Genomic DNA, 25,014 nt, shown 5'->3' on the forward strand with positions numbered 1-25,014 from the left:
TTTTTTAGTATTGAGCCACTCTCAATACCTCCTCTATTGTAGTCACTTTTTCCAACACTTTCACATACCCATCCTGTTTCATCCTAAGCATTCCCTCCGCCATTGCCTGCTTTTGAATTTCTGCTGCCGATGCCCTCTCCACTACCAGTTTGGCTATTTTTTCCGAAATCGGCATCACTTCATACAAAGCAATCCTTCCAAAATATCCGGTATTATTGCACTTCTCACATCCCACAATTTTTGGTATTTTCATCTGCTTTCCGTCCTTTTTCCACTTCTCTCCAATCATGTCATAAATCGGGCCCAAAGTTTCTTTCAACTCCGGATCCACGTCTGCCGGAATATCCACCTCCGAGGCACAATATTTACAAACCCTTCTTACTACCCGCTGGCCCACCACACAATTCAAAGACGATACCAACAAAAACGGCTCCACTCCCATATCCAACATCCGCGGCGGTACTCCCGCGGCATCATTGGTATGCAGGGTGGAAAATACCAAATGTCCTGTCAGCGAAGCGTTAATCGCCAAATCCGCTGTCTCGGCATCACGGATTTCTCCCACCATCATAATATTAGGATCCTGGCGCAAAAAAGATCGTAGCGCCGAGGCAAAAGTCAGCCCTGCCTGTGAATTTACCTGCACCTGATTTACCCCTTTCATCTGATATTCCACCGGGTCCTCGATGGTCACCACATTCACCTTTGACGTAGCCACAATATCCAAAACCGAATATAGGGTGGTGGTTTTACCCGAGCCTGTTGGTCCGCACACAATAATTATTCCGTGAGGCCGCTCAATTGCGTTCATCAGGTTTTTCAAGGCCAAGCCCCGCAGCCCCAAGTCCGGCAAAGTCGGTACTTTCTGCGATTTTTTCAAAAGCCGCATCACAATTTTTTCTCCATAAGTAGTCGGCAAGGTAGAAACGCGCAAATCAACATCGTTTCCGTCGGCCGAAAAGAAAAACCTACCGTCCTGGGGCACTCTTTTTTCATCAATTTTCAGATTCGACAATATCTTGATTCTCGAGGCCACTGCGTCCTGAACATTCCGCGGTAAGACATATTTTTCCTGCAAAATACCATCAATTCTATATCGAATTCTCACGTTGTCCTCTTGTGGTTCAATATGGATATCCGACGCCCTGGCTTTAACGGCATATTCCAAAATAGTTGATACAATTTTGGCCACCGGCGCTTCCGCCGATACCTTTCCCGCCCCCTTATCCAGACTTGCTTCCTTTTCTTCTTTCTTACGCTCGTCCAGGGCTTTCCCCACCTCCGAGGTTATCCCTTTTTCCCTCTCGTATTTCTCATTAACATAGCTAATGATTTGCTTTTCCAAAGCCATGGAGGCCGACACTTTTACCCCTGATTTCTTCTCGATAAATTCAATAGTCTCCAAATCGAGTGGATTTGCCATCGCCACATATAAAAGTTTATTTTTGGCGTCCAGTTTGTAGGGGACAATTTTATATTTCCTTGAAACGCTTTCCGGCACCAGTGCCAACGCCTCGGGTGAAAAACCGATTGTGTCCAAGTCGACGTACAAAACCTTCAAAAAATCTGCCTTCGCTTTGGCAAAATCTTCATCAGAGACCAACCTTTGCGATCTTATAATCGCTTCTTCCGGCTCACCACTTTTTAGCTGCAACAGCCCAATCTCGTCCGACTTCACCTGATCGATCAGGTTTCGGGCCACCAAAACCTCCCGGATATTCTTGTATATTTTCTGGGCAGCATCATTCATAATACATCTACATAATAAACATTTTCCCCAACCTTTACAATTACAATGATCTTTCCCTCAACCATAATTGTCTCCTCCGACCCTACCCTTTTATCTAAAAAATTAAACGAGCTTTGCAAAAAGCTAAATAATAAAATCTCAGCCAACAACCCCGACATTTTTACTATCGGGCCACTTTCGGGGTGGGGGATAGACACCGTTCGGGCCATCAATTCCTTTTTATCCAAAAAACCGTTTCAACACCTCAACAAAATAGTTTTAATCCGGGACGCCCAAAATCTCCAAACCGAAGCTCAAAACGCTCTTCTCAAAAATCTTGAGGAGCCGGGGGCAGATAACTTCATTATTCTGACTACCAACAATAGTGCCTCTCTGCTTCCCACCATAATTTCCCGATGCGAGGTAATAAAAATCCGATCCTTCTCATTGTCGGCCCCCCCGCAAGCTCTGGTTATCACCGGCTTTCCCGCTACAGATTTTTTAACCTCAGACCAAATCGCCCAACACAAAGAAGACGTTCTGTCCTATTTAGAAGGCCAAATTTCTCTCTTCCAAAAAAAATTAATCAAAAACCCGTCCAAAGAAACTGGGCTCCAAATTAAAAAAATAATCAAAGCTATTCAAATGATCAAATCCAACGTTGATCCAAAATCGGCTCTTGACTATATTATGCTTGCCTGACTTTAACCGCATTTTTACCTCAGTCACTTTTTAAAACAATGATATAATCTACTCAAGATGTTTTCTCCCATCTTTTCAATCAATAACAAAATTCTAAAAACCATCGGGGTTATAGAAGGGGCAAAAGCTGTTATCGATGATGCTCCGTTAATTCCTGCCTACGAAAAACAGTTTCAGCAAGAGGCTGTTGTCCGCACTGTCCACTATGGCACCAGAATCGAAGGTAATGACCTAACCTTCCAAGAGGTTTCCCGCCTTGTCGAAGGTCAGCAAATTACCGCCGGCGAAAGAGATATCCAGGAGGTCATCAACTACCGAAACGTTGTTTCCTACCTCGAAGAGCTCTGGTCTCTATACGATGCCAACCTGCCGCTTCCCGAAGAAAGAAATATAGCTTCAGCCGGCACCGAAGAAAAACGGCCGTTTTTTTACAGCGAAACCATTGTCAAAAGAATCCATCAGCTCACCACCACCAAAGTCATTCCCGAGACAGAGCTTGGGAAATACCGCCACCAACAGGTAGTTCTAAAAAACACCCGTACTGGCGAAATCGCCCACCGTCCGCCACCCGCCATCGAAGTCCCGTATCTGATGACCGATTTAATAGACTGGCTCAACGATCCCTCCGGCCGGGAGATCCACTCCGCCATTCGGTCGGCTATCTGTCAATACCTTCTGGTTGCTATCCATCCATTCATCGAAGGCAACGGCCGTGTCAGTCGGGCTTTTGGCATGCTTCCTCTTTATGTCGAAGGTTACGACATCCGCCGTCTTTTCTCCCTCGAAGAATATTTTGACCGCAATGCCGAAGAATACTACGGTACTATTCAGGAAACTCACAATCTCTCCTCCGACATTTTCAAAAGAGACCTCACCCTGTGGATTGAATACTTTGTTCTGGCTCTGAGTATCGAATTAAGCCGGGTAAGAGAAAAAGTTCAGACTCTCTCTCGCGATATCAAGTTAAAACAAAAACTCGGCGGCAAACAGCTCCACCTTACCGAACGTCAGATTAAATTGGTTGAATACATGCAACAATTCGGCGGTCTTCGTATGCCCGACGCCCAAAGCCTCCTTCCCATGGTCTCCGACGACACCATCTGGCGAGATCTCAAAAAACTAGTCGACTCCGGCGCCATCGAGAAGCGCGGTTCCACCAAAGGCGCCTACTATTGCCTGGTTGATGTCTAACATCATTGCCACTCGGTTTAGCAGGAGCAACAAGTGTTCTCCCTTGTCAAAGGGAGAATTAAAGAGGGATTTTGGCTGTAAGGTTTAAGCTATAATCACTCAATGATCACCCTCGACACCCTCGATCTCCAACACTTGTCCCCGCAGGACTTAGGCGAGCTTCTTATCTCCGCCAAAAACGCCTATTACACCACCGGCAAGCCCATCATGGATGACCACACCTACGATACCCTTGAGGAAATTCTTCGTCAAAAAAATCCGCATCATCGGATTTTTCAAAAAGTCGGCAACAAAAATTTTGATACCGGCTTTCTCAAAAAATCCCATTCCATGCCCATGGGCTCCCAAAACAAAGTCACCACCGCCGCCGAGTTAGTCCACTACTTCGAGCTAAAAAAAATCGCCGGAGGCAACGTTGATATGCAAAGCATATCTTACGTTGTTCAACCAAAAATCGATGGAATTTCCCTCGAAATCGAATATAAAGACGGCAACCTAATCGATGCCATTACTAGGGGAGACGGTTTTATCGGTGACGTTATCACTCAAAATGTCGTCCGTATGCAAAATTTCCGTGAAAGATTAAATGAGGATTTTACTGGTACCATCCGCTGCGAAATCGTCGTTACCTACAAAGATTTTAAAAAACTAAACAAAATTGTTGAAAAAAATAATACTCCCTCCCATTTTCAAGGGGAGGGTGGGGGAGGGGTTTCATACTCCAATCCCCGCAATGCCGTCTCCGGCATTTCTCAACGGTTAGACGGAAAATTTTCCGAATTATGCAGTCTGATAGCCGTCGACATTTCCCCGGAACCGGCTTTGGAATCAGAAAAAATCACTAAACTTAAATCGCTGGGTTTCATTCCCGTCGAAACTCATCTCTGTCAAAATTTTAACCAAATCGAACAAATCTACCAACAATTTCTCACCAAAACCCGCAAAACTTATCCCTTTGAAATTGACGGCTTAATAGTCAAAATAAATAATCTGAAAATTGCCCATCATCTTGGTTCCAAAAATAATCGGCCAAAATTTCAAATCGCATACAAATTCCCGGCCGAAAGCAATCAAACTCAAATCAAGAAAATTGAATGGCAGGTCGGTCCTTTGGGTACTATTACCCCGGTTGGTCAAGTTGAGCCAATTGAGTTGACCGGCGCTGTCATTACCTTCGCCTCCCTGGGTAATTACGATTTGGTTATTCAAAAAAACATCAATATTGGCGATATTGTAGAAATATCCCGTCGCGGCGATGTTATTCCCCATGTCGAAAAAATCATCACCAAGGTCAACCCGGGCCATGTTGATATCCCCATCCTCTGTCCCAGCTGTCAAACTAAATTGATCAAAGAAGACAAATTCCTCCGCTGCCCCAATCCAAAAAATTGTTTAGCCCAAATATTAGGGTCTCTGCGCCTTTTTTGTGATACCCTTGGCATCCTTGGTCTTTCCGACAAAACCATCGCCAAACTCTATCAAGCCGACAAAATTCGTCTCCCGGGAGATTTCTACAAACTAACCATCGGCGACATTAGTAATCTTGTTAATCTTGGAGAAAAATCAGGCAAAAATATTATTTACCAAATCCAAACCAAAAAAAACCTGACCCTCAAGCAAGTTTTTGATGCCGCTATCATTCCCAATTTCAGCGCCGCCCGTATTCAACAATTAATTACAGCCGGTTTCAATACCCCGGAGAAACTTTTAAATATTTCCAAAGTCGAAATTGAATCTCTCCCCGGTTTTCAAAAAACCCTGGCCGAAAAAATTCAGGCGGGAATAGAGTTACGAAAAGAATGGTTAAAATCCATCCTCTCCCAAGTTCAGATTACCAACCACCAATTACCAGTTACCAATTACAGATTACAAGGCCTAGCCTTCGCTATCACCGGCGATCTTTCCCAACCCCGAAAAAAAATTGAAGATCTGATCGAACAAAACGGGGGATCAGTCAGTTCTTCGGTTTCCAAAAATACTTCTTACCTCATAACAAACGAAACTAAGTCAAATTCTTCAAAATTTCTCGCCGCCAAAAAATTCGGTACCAAAATCATCACCGAAACTAAGTTTCTAGAACTCATTAACTCGTAAACTTTGTAACTTTCAGACTTTGAGACTTTTAGACCTTCGGCTTTTTGACTTTCAGACTTTGAGACTTTAGACTCTTTCATCATGATCTTCAAAAACCCTTCCCAATCCGCCTCGCTCTTAGCCCAAAAAATAATTGAAGAGGGGATAGCCCAATCTTCTCTTATCACCTATATCGATTCTGATGATAAAAATTATTGCCAACAAATTGCCGATAACTTGTCCCTCAAATTAGAATATCTCCCCAACCTAATAAGGGACAAATTCACCTTTGCCCTCCCGAATTTAATTATTGCCGACTCCGGTCAAACCCGGGGACAAGAGTACAACGAGTTCACCGACCTCATCCGAAAAATTTATCCAACAATTAGGATTTATCTGGCAATTCCTGTTATCCCCTTATCCGAAGAAGAAGTTCTAAAACAAGCCTGTGATTCCCTCATCACTCTTCATGTCGAACCCCTCTTCTTTTCCCTCGATCAGTTCTACGAAATCTCCCCGTAGTATACACAACCAATACACACTAGCAATCACACGCCCCGAGTGCTAATCAGCACATAAATTTACCTTTATCCTATCCTTAGGGAATAAGTAAACTTGTTCTATACTACACACATGAAGTTATTCGTCGGTCTCGGTAATCCGGGAGAAAAATATCGGCTCACCCGCCACAACCTGGGACAAATGGTTGTCAATCAATTTGTAGCAACGCATCACAATGCGTTCCTCTCCAATAAAAAATTATCTGCCAAAATCGCCGAGTATCAAAATTCAAAATTTGCCACCCTTAACTCCTTTATGAACGAGTCTGGTTTTCCGGTCAGCAAAATCGTCAATTACTTCAAAATTAGCCCACAGGATCTCTACATAATTCACGATGATCTTGATTTGCCGATAGGGGAGTACCGTTTCCAGTGCGACCGCGGCCCGGCCGGGCACAAAGGGGTTTCCTCCATCATCGAACAGCTCGGCACCCAAGCCTTCCACCGCATCCGTATTGGTATCGGTAAACCCACCACTCCCATTGCGGTCGAAGACTATGTCCTCCAGCCATTTTCAAAAGAAGAACAGGTGCTAATAAACCAAACTATTGATAAAATAATTACCGAGACAAAAACAATAACGGATTTTAATTCGTAATTAATAATTCGTAATTCGTAATTGATTTCGGGCCCATAGTCTAATGGTAAAACGTCTCAGTCGCACTGAGTTGTTGGCGGTTCGAGTCCGCCTGGGTCCACCGCAACTTTATTTCCTAGGTCGACCAAGAAAATCTCTTCCCCGGGGAGCAAGTTGAGCTTCTGTTTCTCTTATTTCTTTCCTATCTTTATTTTTATGACCCACCCCAATGATTTTAGGAAAATCTCTATGTGAATATCGGGAATAAATATCTTGCCTTTCATGTAATCTAATTTTAGATATTTGTTCGGCATCACCGGTCATCAATACTTCAGCCACCGATTTTTCAGTTCCGTCAACATCAACCATAGTCGTCTCACACCAAGAACAACCACCCCCATATGTCTCTTTTGCCGATCGAATGATTTTTGACAATAAATGGTCTACCGTACCGAAGTGTATCTCCCCGGTAATATCAGCCGAATCGACTAAGTTACTACACTCAACAAACACTCCGGATGCAATCGAAACTGCTACTCTAGCCTCAGCTAATGTCGCTACTTGACCGGTCTCAACCAAATCTCTTGCCAAGGCAGCCTTATATTTTGGATAATTACTTAGTTTTTCTTTTACCCCGGAATCAACCGCCTCTCCCTGCTGTTTTAATCTTAGCTGAAATCCCTCTTTTCTCTGTGGATCAACCTCACATAAATCCCTAACAATAACCGCGGCAATAGCTGGAACTGGATAATTTTCACATACCGCACTGAGATCAGCACCGTCAACACTACTAGCCCCATCATAATAATTTAGACCTTTTTCTATCATGTAAAATGGTTCTTGCTTTAAACCAGCCAACACATTTACCAACACAGCCAAACGTGTCATTCTTATCCAATCATCGTATGGGACACCCTCGGGAGAATCAATAAGATAACTACGAGAACCATACTCACCTTCTGGTGGAGTCGGTATTCTTCTTTCGAGTTTATAACCAAATTCATCTCTCATAGCGTCCGCCACCTGTCTTCGCGTTGCTTCATAACCTGAGTTTCGTTGGGCCAAATCATCTATTGTCATAACCAACATATTATCACAACTTTTAATCCCGATAAAGATTTCCTCCCTCCCCAATCCACCTTCCCCTCCTCTTGTTATCTAATTCTAGTGTGATGCTTCACCTAATCCCAACTGACGAACATCCATAAAAAATTCTCTAACTGCATATGCTCACTTTATCATTAGAGGAAAGACCACTTAGTTCACCTCATAAATCAAAAACTGCACTTCTCCGCCCGGTTTTTTGATTTCTTCCAATAGGCTCAGTTTACCTCCCGCCTCCCCCGCTATTGGGTTAATTACCGACACCACATACAAGCTTTTCGGTTTTAGTTCTTCTCTGTTCCAGTCAACCTCTTTAAACCAATATTTCCCAATCCTTGTTCCGTCTCCATCAGTTCTTTTCTGCATAGCCTCAACCGGAAATGCTCCAAAATACCCAAAATACAAATGTGCCACCCCCACAAATTGCCCATATCTGCCAAACTTTGGCTCCACCACCACCAGGTCATAATTTTCAGCCCTGGGTTTAATAAACTCCCACGCTTGTTTATACCCGTACTGAAACCCATCGGCGCTAAATTTTGGAAACTGAATATAGTAAGCCACTACAAATACTCCAAAATTAAAGACCAGAAAGGGTATTAATCCCAAAAACCATTTTCTCTTATTTTCAAACAGCCATTTAGCCCCTCCCGCCATAATAATTATCGCCGGCACCAGCATCGAAATATTTCTAACCGAGGTAATTCCACCTACAGTCAAGGCAGGCACTATGGGGCACAATAACAACCAAACTAACAACCACTTAAAATCATTTCCAAAAATTATTTTCCCCTTCCACAATCCGAGTACCACTAATGGTAAGCAACCCAACAAAAACCATCCCTGTTCCAATGGGTAACTGCCCTCAAACAAATCAATCCCATTTCCAAACATTCCCGCCAAATCAATTTGCCCCAAATAATTATTAATCGGACCCGTCCCTGCCGTCCAAGTTTTCCTCAACCAACTATCATGGTTGTTTTTTAAATAATCCTGCAACTGACCGTCAGACAACCACAATTGCGAGCTAGCCCGATTGTTTACATCCCTTCTTTGCACCATCAAAAAATTCAAAAACATTGGCAAAGCAATTATCACCACCAAAACCCACATCGTCCACCATTTTTTAAAAGAAATTTCCTTTTTCCAGATAAAAGGAAGTATCACCGCCAAAAGGGGAGTCAATCCCCATTGAGTGTGATAACCCCAAATTGAAAATCCCAACAACACCCCGGCTAAAACCAAATAAATATTAGTTTTCAAATTTTTATATCGATACATCATCCACACCCCCATCGTCATTACCAGTACCGCTAAGTTCGATTCAAAAGCCATCCGCGACACCGTAATTGCCTTAGGGTTAAGGGCCATCAGCAGTGCCGAGATTATTCCCACCCATGGGTTTACCGACTCTCTGGCCATAAGCCCCACAACCAATACCAAAATCGAGCCTGACAACGCCGATAAAAATCTTACCCCAAGCTCATTATTGCCAAACAAAAAGTTGAAAGGCATATTCAAATACCCATAAAGCGGGGCCTTATAAGTCTGGTGTGACTTAAACGATAGGGGATAAGCCACTCCATGTTCGTCCCTGCCGATCGTCCGCACCGAATAAGAATCAAAAGCAATCGAAATCTCATCATTCCCCAAATGTGGCGGATTAGAGCTCAAATTAACCGTTCTCAATAATAACCCCGCCAAAAATATTAACAATAGTCCGACCCCAAAATACTTATTTTTCATGTCTTATCCCTCTTTGCCACCAAAATATAAGTGCCGGCAATGCCCCTACCAGCGACATATTGCTATCCACCAGTATCCCCAAAGCCGAAGACACCACCACTGTCGCGATCCAAAAAAACTCTTCTTTTTTTGGTTTAGTCAAAAACAACATTCCAAAACCCAAAAATCCGATTGTTCTAACCAAATACACCGGCGACATAATTTTCAAAATATTCATTACCCATAACCTCAAAACCAGCCAATCTCCATAAAATATATTTCGAACCCGATAGGGGACAACCACATCATTTTTCCAATAGGTTTCCACCACTTCCAAATTCCCCGGATTTGTAATCACCATTTTTTCCAAATTAAAACTATATTCAAATGGTCTTAAATTTATGGTAAAAAAATGGTTAATATTTAGATTAATTAAAAACACAATCGGCATTACCAATACCAAAAAATATTTATTTCTTTGAGCCACCAACCACAAAACAATCACCGCCAACCCCACTTTCCAATCCATTTCAAAAAATTTCCAAAAAATTGGCGCCCCACCCAATACCACCATCATCAACCCCGTCCAAAACACGTTTTTTGCATCAATCCTTCTTTTATTCCCCACCACATATATTACCTCGTAAACGGCCTCACCCAAAGGATTTCTTGAGATATACCAGATAGTATCACACTACCCTATAAAATTTTTCAAAACGAGTTATAATCTGTCTCATGAAAAGAAATCTCTCACTACCTCTGTTAGTTGCAATTTTTACCTTCGTTTTTTTGCAAGCCCCTCTCAAAGTCTCCGCCCAGAGCCGCCCCGCATTTTCCGGCCTCAATTTTTATTACGGTGATCTCCACGCCCACAGCGGCTATTCTTCCGACGGCGTCGGCCGGCCAGAAACTGCCTACGACAACGCCATAAACAACAGAAACGACTTTTTTGCCCTCACCGAACACGACGAAGCCTTTGTTACCAATCCCGACCTCTGTCTCAAGGCCGTCGACAGCTCCAAAATCGGTACCCCTCAGTTTCAGTGCGCTCAAAGAGAAACCGTTGGCACTACCCAATAATGGCAAAATCTAAAAAGCATTGCCCAAGATAAAAATATTTCCGACCAATTTGTTGCCCTCTACGGTTTTGAGTGGACCCACACCGGCGGCCATATCAACGTCCTTGAAGCCCCAAACTTTACCACCCCTCCCTATACTCTGGATAACTTTTACACCTACCTCAGCCAACATCCGGACAAAAACACCCTCTTTGCCATGTTCAACCACCCCTTCAATGGTTCCGATTTCAGACTTCCGGTCAACAGCACCGATCTGTCAACTATATTCACTTACCGTTCTACCATTGCCCCCTATACCTATATGGTCGAAACCAACGCTTTTGCCTCTCATTTTCCCAAAGCTCTAAAGAAAGGTTACAAGCTTGGTGCCACCGGTTATGGCGATAACCACAATGTCGCCAACGCCGGTTCCCGTCGCTACGGAGTTCTTACTTCATCTCTGACCAAGGACTCGGTTGTCGCTGCTTTCAAAAACCGCCAAACCTTCGGGGTTCTCGACGGACGCGCCGGCTCCTCCTATTTTCCCCTTGCCATCGCCCTAATAGTCAACAATCAACTCATGGGCGGTACTGTTAATTTCAATGGCTCAATTTCTTACGAACTTTACGCCCGGGATGATCAAAAATTACTCGACTCCCTCGAGATTAGATATGGTGGTTTCGATTACAGCTCCGATTATTATCTTGCCGCTACTTTTACAAACAATGGTAACGAGGTAACCAGAACCGGAACCTTTTCAAACTTTGCCTATGCCATGCCCAAACGGGCAAAATTTGTCTACGCTGTTGCCAAACAAAAAGACTCCAAAAACAATTTGGTCGAAGTCGCCTGGTCTTCTCCGGTCTTTCTAAACTACAATCCCTCATATGTCACCACTCCAACCGCCACCCCCCCGCAACCCACCAGCCCTCCTGTTTCAACCATCACTTCCACCCCCACCCCAATTCTTACTCCCACCGCCACTCCGACCAAAATTATCACTCCCACTCCGACCACCTCAGCCATTACCTGTTCCGGCGGGTGTTACGGCAGTAGTCCCAATTGTACTAGAAACTGCGGCACTACTTGCACCAAACTTTCAGTCTCCCAAACTCTCTCCCAGTGTGGTTGGGCAAACGCCCGGGCTTATCGGTGCTGTAAATAAAAAATATTTCTCACAAATCCGCTAAAATAACTTGTGGGTAATCCGCCGACATCAATCAAAGACCAGCTCAAAAAATTTCAACAAACTCTTTTTGGGCGCCAAAAATATGTCAAAAATGAATATCAGTCCTACGGTCTGGAATTAGCCAAAGAATTGGGTGATTGGAAAAACCGTGCCCTCTATATCCGGATGGCCAAAAATATGGACCGAAAAATCCTCGAACAAGCCCGCTACTTTATAAAGGACCAAACTCGCGGTACAATTCAATCGCCATATAAACTTTTTATGTGGAAAGTTAAGGAATTACGGAGTAGTCAAAAATGAATTTTTTCGAAAAAAATATTCTAAAAATTTTTATTGGCATTATTCTGGCAACCGCCGTTTTTGTCGGCTTTAATCAGGTCCAAGCTCAAAATTCCAAAGATCAAACCCAAAAATTCAACCCAAAAAAAGACATCGTTTACACTCCCAAATTTGAAAATATAAAAGAAGAACTGATTATCACCGGCTCGATTAGCGCCGACAAAATTGCTTCACTCCGCTTCCAAAATTCCGGCAGATTAGTTTGGGTTGGCGTCAAAGTAGGGGACAGGGTCAAAAAATGGCAGGCTCTGGCTAGTCTCGACCGAAAAGAATTAGAGAAAAATCTTTCTACCCAATTTAACAACTATCTTACCACCTTTTCCGAATTCCACGACACCGAATTCGATTACAAAACCACCCGGGAAAACGCCCTGGTCACCGACACTGTTCAACGGATTCTTGATCGCACCCAATATTCTCTCAACAACGCCGTTATCAAATACGAAATCGCCGATATGGCTCTCAAAGAGTCAGTCCTGTCTACCCCCATCGAAGGAGTGGTCGTCGGTATCGATCAACCAATCCCCGGTACCAACATTACCCCCGCCACCGCCACCTTTACCGTTATCGACCCCGGCAGTATTTTTTTCAAATCAGAAATTGATCAGCAGGATGTTACCAAAATCACTACTGGGCAACTTGCCACCATCAAAATCGACGCCTTCCCCGGACAGGAGATAGCTTCGGAAATTTCTTATCTGTCTTTTATCCCTGTTTCTGGTCAAACCTCCACCGTCTATGAGGTCCGGTTTAATCTGCCCCTGGAAAACAACGATTTGCTATATCGTCTGGGCATGGATGGTGATGCGACTTTAGTTCTTTCGGAATCCGCCAATGCTCTCACCATTCCCACCGACGCCGTTTATGACGACAATGGCCAAAGTTATGTTTACAAAAAAAATGACAACCTTCTGGTCCGTCAGGATATAAAAATCGGCATCGAAACTGATACCACTACCGAGGTTAAAGAAGGCCTTACCCAAAATGACCAAGTCGTTCTCACCTCAAAATAAATCAAAAATCGTCCTCGAGTTAAAAGACGTAGTCAAAACCTATACTTCCGGCAATACTGTTTTCAATGCTCTTGACGGAGTTTCGGTCTGTATCCGTCAGGGAGAATTTGTTTCCATCACCGGACCTTCAGGATCCGGCAAATCGACTCTCATGCATATAATCGGCCTTCTTGACAACCCCACCACCGGCCAAGTCCTGCTCGAGGGGCAAGATATCTCTCACTTAAACGAAGAAGAGCTAGCCAAAACCCGTAATATTACCCTTGGCTTTGTCTTTCAGCAATTCAATCTTTTACCAAAAACTTCTTCCCTGGAAAACACCACCTTGCCGCTTTTGTATTCTGACATCCCCAGATCCAAACACAGACAAATGGGGATAAACTTGCTGACAAAAGTCGGCCTGGCAGACAAGATAATCAACACTCCCGCCCAATTATCCGGTGGTCAACAACAGCGGGTCGCCATCGCCCGGGCTCTGATCAACAACCCCAAAATAATTCTTGCCGATGAACCAACCGGCAATCTCGACTCAAAATCAGGTCTGGAAATTATGTCCCTTTTCCGCCAACTCCACCATGAGGGCAATACCATTGTCCTGGTTACTCATGATATGGAATTGGCTCAACAAGCCCAAAGAATTATTATTATCAAAGACGGCAAAGTCACCGGCAAATCATGCTAAAACCCTCCATCAACGATCTTATCAAAAGCAGTATCCGCAGTATTTTAAAAAATAAAAGCCGGACCGTACTAACTTCCCTGGGAGTCATTATCGGCGTTACCTCCGTCATCATGCTAACCTCAATCGGCAATGGTCTAAAAATTTTTGTCAATCAACAGTTTGAGGCCTTAGGAAGTAATACGATATTTGTCAGCCCGGGTAAAATTTTTAACGACGAAGGTGGCTTCAGCAACAACCGCAGCGGTCTCATCACCAACTCTTTTACCCAAAAAAATATCACCGATCTCAAACGCGGCCTTAAAACCAACATGGTCATGCCCCTCAAAACATCTTCTGTGGAAGCCAAATCAAATACCATAAAAAAAACTGTCACCATTATCGGCACCAATTACTTATATGGTCCCAACAACAATTCTTCACCATCTACCGGCAACGGCCGTTGGTTCACCAAAGAGGAAGAAGACAAAAATAGCACTGTCGCCATTTTAGGCGCCGTCATCGCCAAAGATCTTTTCCCCAATAGCTCCGCCTTGGGGAAAAAAATTGTTCTGGGCAGTAAAAATATAAAAATTATCGGCGTCAACGACAATAAAGGCAGCAGTTTTGGCGGTCCGAGTGTTGACGAGTACGTTTTTCTTCCTTTTGGGATTGTCGCCGACCTAACCGGTGATGAAAACATCCAGCAAATCATAATAAAAGCCCCAACCAAAGATCAAATAGATTCTACCAAAGAAAAAACCACCGACATTCTTTTAAAACATTTCGACAAAGATGCTTTTTCCGTCTTTGATTCTGCCCAACTTTTAAGCTCCATTAACTCCATCATCAGCACTCTGACCATTGCCCTCACCGGCATTGCCGCCATCTCTCTGATAGTCGGTGGAATAGGCATCATGAATATAATGCTAGTTACCGTTTCCGAAAGAACCCGCGAAATTGGCCTTCGAAAAGCTATCGGTGCTTATCCTCGTGCCATCCTGCTTCAGTTCCTTTTTGAGGCCATTATCCTATCCGGAATTGGCGGCATTGTTGGAATTATTCTTGGTTCTCTTGGAACCTTAGGCATCAACAGCTTCTTTCCGGCCAGAGTCACTCTTTCCTCAGTCGCCCTGGCTTTTGGTGTTTCCTTTATGGTTGGAATTATTTTTGGTGTTGCCCCGGCCCGCAAAGCCAGCCGGCTATCTCCGATCGAAGCCCTACGATACGAATAATCCCGTCTTTGCTATTATTAAAGGGTGAGACAAGAACTTAGGCATCATTTATTACCACTCCTCGGGATTTTTATCCTGGTTTCCATCGTCTGGATAATATACAAAGTTTCCCCTATAAACTTCGTTGCACTATTCTTTGGCTTAGCTATTGGCGCCTTTGCCCTAGACACCGATCATTTCATCTATTGGTTTTTTCTCTACCCCAATCTGGACGAAAGTCAGCAGGCGAAAATATTTTTAACCAACAAAAAATATAAAAAATTATTAAAATTGCTAGAAAATACTCACAAAAACCATACCAGTCTCGTCTTTCATCATTATTTTTTCCAGGCTATTCTTCTGCTTATTACCTTTTTTGTCTTTACCTCCACCACCAGTGTCTTTCCCAAAGCTATTTTGTTGGCTCTCAACATTCACCTTCTGGTCGACGAAATAGTTGACTTTAGAGTCGACAAAAAGCATCTCCAGGATTGGCTTTTTGCCCGCGAAGAAAAACAACTTGCCCTCAACTCCCTAACATATTACATCGGCACTTTTGTCCTGGTAAATGTCGTATACCTTTTTATCCTGATAAATTCAAAATTATGAGTCTGTTAACCGACCTAGTTTTTTTCGAAGCAAAAAACTTCCTGCCAAAAGAACAAATAATGCTTTTAGACGACACCCAATACGTTCTAAAAATATTGCCAAAAAACCACATTAACGATTATTCTTTCCTCGTTTCTTCCATCTCAAAAGCCTACGAGGGGTATCTGAAAAACTTCTTCTTCAATATCGGTATTATCAGTGAGGAAGAACACGCCAGCGACCGTTTCCGTGTCGGTAAAACGCTCAACCCATCACTTCGGTACAAACGCTTCTCCGTTTTCCAAAAATTGTCAGATCTCGATTCCACCGGCGAAGAGCTAGCCGAGACCCTCTGGGATGCCTGGAAATTCGGTCGTAATGAAATATTTCACTATTTCCCGGGAAAAATAAAGTATCTCAACCGTGAAGAAGCCGAAGACAGAATCTATTTGTTACTAAACGCCATTATCAAATCGGGCAAATTCCTAAAAGCCAACAAGCATTATTGCGACATTGTCCAATAGCCTCTCGTGTTAAAATCAAAAAGACAATTGACATTACAAATTTTTCCGTTAAGATTATTCCTATTATGAAAAAAATTATCGTCAACCAGGACAAATGCATCGGCTGCAATACCTGCCCATTAATAGATCCCGAGGTATTCGCCCTTGATCAACAAACTTACAAAGCCATCGTCATAAAACAGCCAGAAACTATCGATGAAAAAGTAGACTCCGCTGTCGCTTCCTGTCCGGTAGGCGCCATTACAATTGAAGAGCAGTTATAAATTAAATTTCTCCGTTTTTAACGAAAATTATATATTTTAAAATTATGCCCGAAACCAATAGCAACAAAAATAAATACGTCAAAGTCCCCACCGCCGGTGTTATCTTTTTCTCCCTTCTACTGGCCGGAGCTTCTTTTTACTCAGGAATTTCCTGGGCAAAGTCAAAAGGAGCCACTCCCGATACTACCACCAAAACTACTAGCGACAATGTCTTTGCTGTCGACAAAACCGACCGCCCCGAATTAAAATTCTTTGTCATGAGTTTCTGCCCCTATGGCAATCAAATAGAAGACATCCTTCGGCCCGTGGCTGATCTTCTCGGAGACAAGGCCGACATCCGACCTCAATATATCTTTGGCAAGGTTGCAAATCTGGGCGACTACTGCAAACAAAGATCAGGCGATCCCTCGCAATGTTCAAGTTACGTTACTAGCGGCTACTTCAAAACCGAAGCCGAGTGCAAAACTACCATCGCCGCCAATGCAAAAACTTGTCTCGACGAGAAAAACTATATCAAAGCCAGTGACGGAACCTTCTATGACTCCCTGCATGGCCGGATAGAGGCCAATCAGGATATCCGCGAAATTTGCGCCTGGAATCAGACCCAAGACAAAAAACTCTGGTGGAATTTTGTCGACAATGTCAACAAAAGCTGTACCTCCGAAAACGCCGATACCTGTTGGGAAGAACAGGCCAAAAAAGCCGGATTTGATACCAGCAAAATCACTGAGTGCTTCAACAAAGAGGCCATCAGCCTAATAGAAAAAGAAGTTGCCGAAACCACCAAATACCAGGTCAGCGGCTCTCCCACCGTTCTCGTAAACGGCTCTCTCTTCCCGCCCGAAGCCGCCTACGCCCAAGACGGCAATGGCACCCTAAAAATCGGTGACAAGGTGGCCGAGCAGGCAAAATATCGTACTCCAAATGTTATCAAGCAGGCAGTCTGTTCCGCCTTCAAAAAAGAACCAAAAGAATGCGATACCGTCCTCAATGAACTGAGCGGTCAGGCCCCCGCCGCCGGTGGTTGCAACTAAAAATCACGTCATTGCGCCTGTCCTTTTACCCGCCGAGGCGGACCTATGGCGGAAAGAGTGGAACAAGGTGTCAACCTTACGCCCGTCATTGCGAGGAGCAGTTGTTTAGGCGACGTGGCAATCTTCACGGCAAGAAATATAAAATCGCCACATTCACTTCGTTTATTCGCGATAACGTTCAGTATCCCTCCTTTTTTTATCAAAGGAGGGATTAAGGGTAGATTTTAACTAAACAATTTCCCCTCTTTATCCCTGTCCGCCTATGGCGGAAAAGAGGGGTTAGGGGAGATTTAACCCCCTAGCTCATCGAAGGGGTTTTTTGGTAAAATATCTTATGGAGTTCCTTTTTATACGGAGAGGGTATAAAGCTATTTGCTCCGAACACAAGAACGAATTTCCAAGACAAAACAGCCAATTCGGCATCAGGTTACCCCTCATTCCCTTGCGACCACGTAAGAATGATTTATGCCTTTGCGAACACGAAATGTGTAAAATCCGAGGGTGGGATGGGTGTACGGGTCGCGGCGTCTTCACTGAAATTTATCATGGTCAAACAAATCCAGTCGGAGTTATTGTTCCGGAGATCCCGACTGCAAAGGCACCAAGATTGGGACGCAGAGCTATTTGAAAACAATGCCAACCAAACTAAATTCTCATCAGCTTCGTAAAAGTAGGGTAGGGGAGTCAAAAAAAAATCAATCCCTTATCAAACGCAACCCGATTGTCTTGGTCCTCGACAACGTTCTTGATACCTACAATATCGGTTCTTTTTTTCGGCTTGCCGATGCCATTGGCGCGCAAAAATTATGCCTTTGTGGACCGGTCGTCACTCCGCCAAACATCAAAATTCACCGTAGCTCAATTGGCACCTGGAAATGGGTTCCCTGGCAGCATTACACTTCCACCCGGGAATGCCTTGAAGAACTTAAAAAAAATGGTTATCAAATTATTGTGTGTGAACAACATCCCAAAAGCGTCAACTATCAACAAGCTAATTATAAATTTCCCGTCGCCATCATTGCCGGTAGTGAATCAACCGGCGTCTCAAAAGAAGCTATTACCGCCGCCGATATGATTGTCGAAATTCCAATGTACGGAATCAACATTTCCCTAAACGTTTTGGTGGCTACCTCCGTCGTCTGTTTTCACTCCCTTTCTGTCCTAAAATAAGGGCTAATTTTGACGATATTTTTGGCTTTTTTTATAAATTTATATTGCCTATCTTAGGGCTTTATTTGCTTATTGTAAAGCTATTTTAATTTGTTAGAATGGAACTGTACGCAATAATTATCTATGGCAGACACAAACAACCAATACACCGGAAAACAAATTGTCGTCCTCGAGGGGCTTGAGCCCGTCCGCAAGCGCCCGGCTATGTATATCGGTTCCACCGACGTCACCGGGCTTCATCACTGCATCACCGAAATCATCGACAATTCCATCGACGAAGCCCTGGCTGGGTTTGCCAAAAACATCTGGGTAATAATCCATCCCGACAATTCAGCTACTATCGCCGACGATGGCCGCGGTATCCCCATCGATATCATGCCCAAATACAACAAACCGGCCCTGGAAGTCATCATGACCACTCTTCACTCCGGCGGCAAGTTCGAAGGTGCCGCCTACAAAGTTTCCGGCGGTCTCCATGGTGTCGGCGCCGCCTGCGTTAATGCTCTTTCCACACTCTACCGGGTTGAAGTCCGGCGTGATGGCAAAATTCATGCTATGGAATTTGCCCGGGGCAAAGTCAAAACCAAGCTTTCCGAAATCACCGAAACCAATGTCGCCAAGTTAAAAGAATTAATCCCTCAAAACATTTCCGGCACCACTACCACCTTCTTTCCCGACAAAGAAATTTTTAAAGACACCCTCGAGTTTGACAACAAAACCATTATCAAATCCCTCAAAGACCGTGCTTATCTGACATCAAAAATTTATTTTCATTATTTTGACGAAAGAAACAACACCGAACACAACTATTATTTTGAGGGCGGAATTGTCTCACTGCTACGCGAGACCAACAAAAATAAGGTCGTTGTCCACGAGCCTATTTATCTTCACAAAGCCGAAAATGATGTCGATGTTGAAGTCGCCATTCAATACAACGATACTTTCCAAGAAAATACCCCGTCATTTGTCAACATTATAAACACCCACGAGGGCGGCGCCCATCTTTCCGGGTTCAAAACCGCCCTCACCAAAGTCATCAAGGACTATGCCGCCAAAAAAGAACTGTTAAAGGGCAAAGATGACATCATTACTGGCGACGATGTCCGCGAGGGCTTAACCGCCGTTATTTCCATCAAAATGCCCAGCAAGGATCTTCAGTTCGAAGGTCAAACCAAAGGCAAATTGGGCAACAGTGAAGTCACCCCGATTGTTACCAAAATCGTCCGCGAAGAATTGGAAATGTATTTCGAAGAGCATCCCGATGTCGCCAAAGCCATCGTCGGCAAATCAATCCTGGCCATTCAAATCCGCAAAGCCGCCAAGGCCGCCAAAGATGCAATTATGCGCAAAGGGGCTTTTGATTCTCTCGGACTTCCCGGCAAACTGGCCGATTGCCAATCCCGTAAGCCCGAAGAATGTGAAATTTTTGTCGTCGAAGGAGACTCCGCCGGTGGCAGCGCCAAGCAGGGGAGAGACCGCAAGTTTCAGGCCATTCTTCCGCTTTGGGGAAAAGCCATCAACACCGAAGGTATGCGCATCGACAAAATTGTTGGTTCCGAAAAACTCAAAGATCTAATAATTGCCCTCGGCATGGGAATAGGGGAGAGCCTAAATCCCGAAAAGCTCCGTTATCACCGCATAATTCTAATGTCCGATGCCGACGTCGACGGCGCCCACATCTCAACCCTTCTTTTGACTTTTCTCTATCGCCACATGCCATATACCATCGAACACGGTCACGTCTACCTATCCATGCCACCGCTGTACCGCATCAAAACCGGAAAGGTCACAAAATATGTCTATACCGACGAAGAAAAAGAATCCTATCTCAAAACTCTCCCCGACATCAAAGGCATAGATATCCAGCGCTTCAAAGGTTTGGGGGAAATGAACCCTCAACAGCTTTGGGACACCACCATGAACCCCGAAACCAGAATGCTGAAAAAAATAAACATCGAAGATGCTGAAAAAACCGACGAAATTTTTAGAATCTTAATGAGCGAAGATGTCCCACCCCGCAAAAAATTTATTACTTCTCATGCCCATCTGGCTACCCTTGATTTATAAAAATGGCAAACGATATAAAAACACTACCGACCGCTCCCCAAAATCCTATCGGTAAAATTCTCAATGTCAACATAGTTCCCGAAATGGAAAAATCGTATCTCGATTACGCCATGAGCGTTATCGTTCAGCGGGCTCTGCCCGATGTCAGAGACGGGCTAAAACCTGTTCACCGGCGCATCATCTATGCCATGGACAAAATGGGTTTATCCGCAAGCGGAAGGAACGTCAAATCAGCTGCTGTTGTCGGCGACGTCCTAAAATCCTATCACCCCCACGGCGACATGTCTGTTTATATGGCCCTGGTCCGTATGGCCCAGGATTTTTCTCTTCGCTACCCACTGGTCAAAGGCCAGGGGAATTTTGGTTCCATCGACGGGGATCCACCCGCTGCCATGAGGTACACCGAAGTCAGAATGTCCCGTCTCACCCCGGAAATGGTCGCTGATATCGGAAAAGAAACCATTGAAATGATGGACAACTACGACGGCTCCACCAAAGAGCCCACTGTTCTTCCTTCCCGTATTCCCAATCTCCTTTTAAATGGCGCCGATGGTATCGCCGTTGGTATGGCCACCAGAATCCCACCCCACAACCTCAAAGAAATTTGTCAGGCCATCAGTCATATTCTGGACCACTGTCATCTCGAAAAAATTGAAACCCCCCTGGAAATTTCCCACATCAAGCCCAAAACAACTGAGGAGTTAGTTTTACAGCCGGTTTATCATCTTACCAACCAGCATTTTAATCTGGAAACTGCCGCCACAGTAGAGGAGTTGACTAAATATGTTCAAGGCCCGGATTTCCCCACCTCCGGAGAAATATACGGTAAAACCGGAATTATCGAAATGTACACTTCCGGTCGTGGTAAATTCGCTATCCGTGGGAAAACCGCCATCGAAGAAACAAAATCCGGAAAAATCAGAATCATCATCACCGAGCTACCATATCAGGTAAACAAAGCCGAATTCGTAAAAAAGATAGCCGACCTGGTTCGCGACAAAAAAATTGTTGGCATCTCTGATCTCCGCGACGAATCCGACCGGCATGGTATCAGGGTGGTGGTCGAAATCAAAAAAAACGGTAAACCAAAATCGGTGCTCAACAAGCTTTTCAAGTACACTCCCCTCCAAAGCTCTTATTCCGCCAATATGTTGGCTCTGGTCGACGGCGTTCCCCAAACCCTAAATCTTCGTCAGTTTTTGCTTCTTTTCCTCCGCCATCGTGAATCAATAGTCCGCGCCAGAACAATTTTCGATCTAAAAGGTAATTATATGAGGGCTCATATTCTGGAAGGTCTCAAAAAAGCCCTGGATATCATAGATGAGGTTATAAAAACCATCAGAGCCTCCAAGAGTACCGACGATGCCCGGGACAATCTTATTTCAAAATTTTCCTTTACCGATCTTCAGGCCAATGCTATTTTGGAAATGCAGCTTCGCCGTCTTGCCGCTCTCGAACGGCAAAAGCTCGACGAAGAATACGACTCCATCAAAAAGCTAATAGACGAATTAACCTCTATCCTTACGGTAGAAGCAAAAATGGTTTCCGTTTTAAAAACCGAAAACGACGAAATCAGCCAAAAATATGGCGACACCAGAAAAACAAAAATTTATGTCCGGGGCTTAGATGATTTCAGCGAGGAAGATCTGATTCCAAACGAGCCTACCATCGTCACCCTCACCAAAACCGGATATGTCAAAAGGGTTCCAAAAGACACCTACAAAACCCAACACCGCGGCGGCGTCGGTATCGTCGGCATGTCCACCAAGGCCGAGGATGAAATAGAAAACGTCATGTCCGTCGAAACTCACGACGACCTTTTATTCTTTACCAACAAAGGCCGTGTCTTTAGAATCAAAGTTTGGGATATCCCCGAAGCCAACCGTCAATCCAAAGGTCAGGCTCTGATTAATCTTATCAATACCGTTCAGGGCGAAACTGTCCAAACCGCTCTCCCACTTAGCAAAGACGAAAAAAACAAATTCATTCTTCTGGCCACCAAAAAGGGTATCGTTAAAAAAACTTCCTTAGAAAAATTCAAAAACATCCGCCAAAATGGTCTAGCCGCCATCAAGCTCGATCTAAACGATGAGCTGATTTGGGCCAAAACTACCACCGGTGGCTGTCAGGTTTTTCTCGTCACTCACGACGGCAAATGCATCCGCTTTGACGAAAAAGACACCCGTCCCATGGGCCGGCAAACCAGAGGAGTCAGGGGAATTCTTCTAAAAGAAAACGACTACCTGGTCAGCATCGGCATCATTCCCAGTACCATCACCAAGGTCGGCCAGGTCAACGGCTTCAGACATCTTTTGGTTGTCACCGAAAACGGCGTCGGCAAACGCAGCAATGTTTACCTTTATCCTCTCCAAAAACGCGGCGGAGTCGGTGTCAAAGTCGCCGCTCTCACCCCCAAAACCGGTAAAATCGCCGCCGCCCAGGTGGTTTCCGAAATCCACAACCAGGTAATTTTGGTCTCAAAAAAGGCCATAACTATCAAGCTCCCGTTAAAAAATATTCCCACTCTAAACCGAAACACCAAGGGCGTCATCCTGATGAGGTTCAAATCAGCCGACGACAAACTTAATGCCATGACTGTTCTAGAAATTAACGACACCGACAAGGAAAATCCAGCCTCGGATAGGGCAGGGGAGTCAGCCAAGAAATCAGCAGACAAAGTGGTCTAGTGATAACAGGATGCCAAAGTGTACTTTTGGCCAAAGATTGGGACATTTTGCTCACTTTACTATACACACTGGATACTAAAGACTATTTCCGATTTCCGCTATGATATTTCTCGTGTACTTCCCTCAATCTTGCATCTGTTACGTGAGTATAAATTTGAGTAGTGGCAATGTTTTTGTGGCCAAGCAATTCCTGAACCGACCGAAGATCAGCCCCGCTTCTTAGAAGATCAGTCGCCATCGAGTGCCGTAAAGTGTGGGGGGTGGCACCAACCGGTATCTTTGCCTGACGCGTAAATCTTTTTACCATATACTGAATCGCCCTCGAAGACAGCCTGGCTTTTTCTTCACTGGCCGTAATGTCCTTTCTTTTCTTCAAATTTACAAATAGCGGCCTAAACTTATCGGTCCTGCTTCTCAAATATCTCTCTAAAATCACCTTGGCCGATTGGGAAATAAAAACCAGTCTGGATCTTCCACCCTTGCCGATTATCCCAAATTCCCTGGTCTTCAAATCAATCTGATCTCGATTCAAAGCCACCAATTCCGATACCCGCAATCCGGCCGAAAACAGCAATTCCAAAATCGCCCTGTCCCGCAACCCGGCGGGCGTAGACAACAAAGGTTGGTTAAATAGTCTGGCTATCTGCTCTCCATTCAAAAACTTCAAAGAGTGTTCGCTGTTTTTTGGGACGTCAATTTTTTCCGGCTGCATCGATTTCAAGTCATTTTTAATTGCCCACTTCAAAAAAGCCCGCAAAACTATCACATAATATCCTTGGGTCACACTTTTCAGGTCTCCGTTTAAGCCCGGTTGTCTTGCCAAAAATAATCGAAATTTTCTTACGCTTTCAGAATTAATATCCGACAGAGTTGGGTATTCAATTTTTAGCTCCTCCCTAAAAAAGGCCTCCAGTTTCCCCAGGTAATGTTTATATTTCACCACTGTCAGTCGCGAGCAATTTCTTTCAATTTCCAAATGTTCAATAAATCTCGTAAATAGCGTGATTAAATCATCATTCATGACCTATCTTATCATAGCCAAGGGCATAAAAATCGATTCTAGGGCCTCTGGTGAGGCTATATATAACTTTTCCCTATTCTTAGGCCTTTTCCTACCGGTCCTCCCGATTTTTACCCTGAGGGGAGTCAATGTCCAATTTTATGCCTGACAAACCGGTTCGACCGACTGGGGCAACCGATAGGCGAAACGGGGTTATCTATTAACATTCAGTTGTCGCCACATAACATTATCTGAATAAATAATTCGTAATTCGTAATTGTTAATTATTAATTAAGTGACTCCTCCCCTCCACTTCCACTTCAGAGTACTTCGTGAAAGATACATTCTACGAAGTTACAAATATGCCACCTACCCGCCGGGGTAGAATAAACAAATGTTTTACTCACTTCCCCATAATTTACTCTAATCATTTATTAATTCGAAATTGATAATTCTTAATTGGTTCAACCCTTCCCCTGGGCTACACCTGCCCCTCTCGTGATACATTGGCGTTTTGTAAGTTTTCCACACAGACTATATCACTCTATA

The 25,014-nt window shown here is 44.1% G+C and carries 24 protein-coding genes and 1 tRNA gene; 19 read left to right on the forward strand and 6 right to left on the reverse strand.

The window, feature by feature from the left end; translation table 11 throughout:
* Positions 1 to 4: 4 nt before the first annotated feature.
* Positions 5 to 1,750: a GspE/PulE family protein gene (locus WC841_02615; protein MFA5828227.1), complete on the reverse strand. Its 1,746-nt coding sequence runs from the start codon at positions 1,748 to 1,750 to the stop codon at positions 5 to 7.
* 45 nt (positions 1,751 to 1,795) lie between these two features.
* Here WC841_02615 and WC841_02620 point away from each other — a divergent pair, with 45 nt between their 5' ends.
* From WC841_02620 to WC841_02645, 6 genes are all read left to right on the forward strand, one after another.
* A complete protein-coding gene (locus WC841_02620) occupies positions 1,796 to 2,431 on the forward strand; it encodes a hypothetical protein (GenBank protein MFA5828228.1) in 636 nt (211 codons plus the stop codon).
* 57 nt (positions 2,432 to 2,488) lie between these two features.
* Positions 2,489 to 3,622 (forward strand): Fic family protein, encoded by a 1,134-nt coding sequence (locus WC841_02625; GenBank protein MFA5828229.1) that lies wholly within the window; start codon positions 2,489 to 2,491, stop codon positions 3,620 to 3,622.
* A 102-nt stretch (positions 3,623 to 3,724) separates the two neighbouring features.
* Entirely contained in the window at positions 3,725 to 5,716 is a 1,992-nt protein-coding gene (gene ligA / locus WC841_02630; GenBank protein ID MFA5828230.1) for an NAD-dependent DNA ligase LigA, read from the forward strand.
* Positions 5,717 to 5,797: 81 nt separating this feature from the next.
* Entirely contained in the window at positions 5,798 to 6,217 is a 420-nt protein-coding gene (locus tag WC841_02635; protein ID MFA5828231.1) for a hypothetical protein, read from the forward strand.
* A gap of 111 nt (positions 6,218 to 6,328) precedes the next feature.
* Complete coding sequence (gene pth / locus WC841_02640) at positions 6,329 to 6,853, forward strand: aminoacyl-tRNA hydrolase (protein MFA5828232.1); 525 nt, start codon at positions 6,329 to 6,331, stop codon at positions 6,851 to 6,853.
* A gap of 29 nt (positions 6,854 to 6,882) precedes the next feature.
* A tRNA-Ala gene (locus WC841_02645) sits at positions 6,883 to 6,953 on the forward strand.
* A gap of 8 nt (positions 6,954 to 6,961) precedes the next feature.
* Here WC841_02645 and WC841_02650 read toward each other — a convergent pair.
* The 3 genes from WC841_02650 to WC841_02660 all read right to left on the reverse strand — a co-directional run bounded on the left by WC841_02650 (position 6,962) and on the right by WC841_02660 (position 10,289).
* Complete coding sequence (locus WC841_02650; GenBank protein ID MFA5828233.1) at positions 6,962 to 7,912, reverse strand: hypothetical protein; 951 nt, start codon at positions 7,910 to 7,912, stop codon at positions 6,962 to 6,964.
* Between the two features lie 177 nt (positions 7,913 to 8,089).
* Entirely contained in the window at positions 8,090 to 9,682 is a 1,593-nt protein-coding gene (locus WC841_02655) for a glycosyltransferase family 39 protein (GenBank protein MFA5828234.1), read from the reverse strand.
* The gene (locus tag WC841_02660) at positions 9,672 to 10,289 is read right to left on the reverse strand and encodes a hypothetical protein (GenBank protein MFA5828235.1); all 618 of its coding nucleotides are present in this window, start codon (positions 10,287 to 10,289) and stop codon (positions 9,672 to 9,674) included. Before WC841_02660 ends, WC841_02655 begins: the two co-directional genes overlap by 11 nt.
* Positions 10,290 to 10,396: 107 nt before the next feature.
* Here WC841_02660 and WC841_02665 point away from each other — a divergent pair, with 107 nt between their 5' ends.
* The gene (locus WC841_02665) at positions 10,397 to 10,741 is read left to right on the forward strand and encodes a PHP domain-containing protein (GenBank protein MFA5828236.1); all 345 of its coding nucleotides are present in this window, start codon (positions 10,397 to 10,399) and stop codon (positions 10,739 to 10,741) included.
* A 9-nt stretch (positions 10,742 to 10,750) separates the two neighbouring features.
* Here the strand turns inward: WC841_02665 and WC841_02670 are convergent, their stop codons facing one another.
* Positions 10,751 to 10,948 carry a hypothetical protein gene (locus tag WC841_02670; GenBank protein MFA5828237.1) on the reverse strand — a complete coding sequence of 66 codons (198 nt, stop codon included), beginning with the start codon at positions 10,946 to 10,948 and terminating at the stop codon, positions 10,751 to 10,753.
* Between WC841_02670 and WC841_02675 the strand changes: the two genes are divergently transcribed.
* The 12 genes from WC841_02675 (at position 10,937) to WC841_02730 (ending at position 23,465) form a co-directional block, all read left to right on the forward strand.
* Positions 10,937 to 11,884, forward strand: a complete 948-nt coding sequence (locus tag WC841_02675) for a hypothetical protein (GenBank protein ID MFA5828238.1) — start codon at positions 10,937 to 10,939, stop codon at positions 11,882 to 11,884. The genes WC841_02670 and WC841_02675 overlap by 12 nt on opposite strands.
* 33 nt (positions 11,885 to 11,917) lie before the next feature.
* Entirely contained in the window at positions 11,918 to 12,208 is a 291-nt protein-coding gene (locus WC841_02680) for a hypothetical protein (GenBank protein MFA5828239.1), read from the forward strand.
* Entirely contained in the window at positions 12,205 to 13,260 is a 1,056-nt protein-coding gene (locus WC841_02685; protein MFA5828240.1) for an efflux RND transporter periplasmic adaptor subunit, read from the forward strand. The genes WC841_02680 and WC841_02685 overlap by 4 nt, the downstream gene beginning before the upstream one ends.
* Complete coding sequence (locus tag WC841_02690; protein MFA5828241.1) at positions 13,232 to 13,942, forward strand: ABC transporter ATP-binding protein; 711 nt, start codon at positions 13,232 to 13,234, stop codon at positions 13,940 to 13,942. Before WC841_02685 ends, WC841_02690 begins: the two co-directional genes overlap by 29 nt.
* Complete coding sequence (locus tag WC841_02695; GenBank protein MFA5828242.1) at positions 13,936 to 15,153, forward strand: ABC transporter permease; 1,218 nt, start codon at positions 13,936 to 13,938, stop codon at positions 15,151 to 15,153. Before WC841_02690 ends, WC841_02695 begins: the two co-directional genes overlap by 7 nt.
* 24 nt (positions 15,154 to 15,177) lie before the next feature.
* Positions 15,178 to 15,741 carry a hypothetical protein gene (locus WC841_02700; protein ID MFA5828243.1) on the forward strand — a complete coding sequence of 188 codons (564 nt, stop codon included), beginning with the start codon at positions 15,178 to 15,180 and terminating at the stop codon, positions 15,739 to 15,741.
* Entirely contained in the window at positions 15,738 to 16,244 is a 507-nt protein-coding gene (locus WC841_02705; protein MFA5828244.1) for a hypothetical protein, read from the forward strand. The genes WC841_02700 and WC841_02705 overlap by 4 nt, the downstream gene beginning before the upstream one ends.
* A gap of 65 nt (positions 16,245 to 16,309) precedes the next feature.
* Positions 16,310 to 16,507, forward strand: a complete 198-nt coding sequence (locus WC841_02710; protein MFA5828245.1) for a ferredoxin — start codon at positions 16,310 to 16,312, stop codon at positions 16,505 to 16,507.
* A gap of 44 nt (positions 16,508 to 16,551) precedes the next feature.
* Positions 16,552 to 17,541: a hypothetical protein gene (locus WC841_02715; GenBank protein MFA5828246.1), complete on the forward strand. Its 990-nt coding sequence runs from the start codon at positions 16,552 to 16,554 to the stop codon at positions 17,539 to 17,541.
* Between the two features lie 633 nt (positions 17,542 to 18,174).
* Positions 18,175 to 18,711, forward strand: a complete 537-nt coding sequence (locus tag WC841_02720; GenBank protein MFA5828247.1) for a TrmH family RNA methyltransferase — start codon at positions 18,175 to 18,177, stop codon at positions 18,709 to 18,711.
* Between the two features lie 123 nt (positions 18,712 to 18,834).
* Positions 18,835 to 20,778, forward strand: coding sequence for a DNA topoisomerase subunit B (locus WC841_02725; protein MFA5828248.1), 1,944 nt, complete (start codon positions 18,835 to 18,837; stop codon positions 20,776 to 20,778).
* Positions 20,779 to 20,861: 83 nt separating this feature from the next.
* A complete protein-coding gene (locus tag WC841_02730; protein MFA5828249.1) occupies positions 20,862 to 23,465 on the forward strand; it encodes a DNA gyrase subunit A in 2,604 nt (867 codons plus the stop codon).
* 82 nt (positions 23,466 to 23,547) lie between these two features.
* Here WC841_02730 and WC841_02735 read toward each other — a convergent pair whose 3' ends face one another.
* On the reverse strand, positions 23,548 to 24,486 hold the full coding sequence (locus tag WC841_02735) for a tyrosine-type recombinase/integrase (GenBank protein ID MFA5828250.1): 939 nt from the start codon (positions 24,484 to 24,486) through the stop codon (positions 23,548 to 23,550).
* Between the last annotated feature and the right edge of the window lie 528 nt (positions 24,487 to 25,014).

The organism is Candidatus Shapirobacteria bacterium, from assembly GCA_041659325.1.
Lineage (GTDB): Bacteria > Patescibacteriota > Microgenomatia > UBA12405 > UBA12405 > JBAZYN01.

Coding starts and splice junctions, on each gene's coding strand:
- WC841_02710 (MFA5828245.1), top strand. CDS start 16,310: ATGAAAAAAATTATCGTCAACCAGGACAAATGCATCGGCTGCAATACC.
- WC841_02690 (MFA5828241.1), top strand. CDS start 13,232: ATGACCAAGTCGTTCTCACCTCAAAATAAATCAAAAATCGTCCTCGAG.
- WC841_02735 (MFA5828250.1), bottom strand. CDS start 24,486: ATGAATGATGATTTAATCACGCTATTTACGAGATTTATTGAACATTTG.
- WC841_02620 (MFA5828228.1), top strand. CDS start 1,796: ATGATCTTTCCCTCAACCATAATTGTCTCCTCCGACCCTACCCTTTTA.
- WC841_02625 (MFA5828229.1), top strand. CDS start 2,489: ATGTTTTCTCCCATCTTTTCAATCAATAACAAAATTCTAAAAACCATC.
- WC841_02655 (MFA5828234.1), bottom strand. CDS start 9,682: ATGAAAAATAAGTATTTTGGGGTCGGACTATTGTTAATATTTTTGGCG.
- WC841_02665 (MFA5828236.1), top strand. CDS start 10,397: ATGAAAAGAAATCTCTCACTACCTCTGTTAGTTGCAATTTTTACCTTC.
- WC841_02615 (MFA5828227.1), bottom strand. CDS start 1,750: ATGAATGATGCTGCCCAGAAAATATACAAGAATATCCGGGAGGTTTTG.
- ligA (MFA5828230.1), top strand. CDS start 3,725: ATGATCACCCTCGACACCCTCGATCTCCAACACTTGTCCCCGCAGGAC.
- WC841_02705 (MFA5828244.1), top strand. CDS start 15,738: ATGAGTCTGTTAACCGACCTAGTTTTTTTCGAAGCAAAAAACTTCCTG.
- WC841_02675 (MFA5828238.1), top strand. CDS start 10,937: ATGTTCAACCACCCCTTCAATGGTTCCGATTTCAGACTTCCGGTCAAC.
- WC841_02635 (MFA5828231.1), top strand. CDS start 5,798: ATGATCTTCAAAAACCCTTCCCAATCCGCCTCGCTCTTAGCCCAAAAA.
- WC841_02715 (MFA5828246.1), top strand. CDS start 16,552: ATGCCCGAAACCAATAGCAACAAAAATAAATACGTCAAAGTCCCCACC.
- WC841_02695 (MFA5828242.1), top strand. CDS start 13,936: ATGCTAAAACCCTCCATCAACGATCTTATCAAAAGCAGTATCCGCAGT.
- pth (MFA5828232.1), top strand. CDS start 6,329: ATGAAGTTATTCGTCGGTCTCGGTAATCCGGGAGAAAAATATCGGCTC.
- WC841_02650 (MFA5828233.1), bottom strand. CDS start 7,912: ATGACAATAGATGATTTGGCCCAACGAAACTCAGGTTATGAAGCAACG.
- WC841_02720 (MFA5828247.1), top strand. CDS start 18,175: ATGCCAACCAAACTAAATTCTCATCAGCTTCGTAAAAGTAGGGTAGGG.
- WC841_02730 (MFA5828249.1), top strand. CDS start 20,862: ATGGAAAAATCGTATCTCGATTACGCCATGAGCGTTATCGTTCAGCGG.
- WC841_02685 (MFA5828240.1), top strand. CDS start 12,205: ATGAATTTTTTCGAAAAAAATATTCTAAAAATTTTTATTGGCATTATT.
- WC841_02725 (MFA5828248.1), top strand. CDS start 18,835: ATGGCAGACACAAACAACCAATACACCGGAAAACAAATTGTCGTCCTC.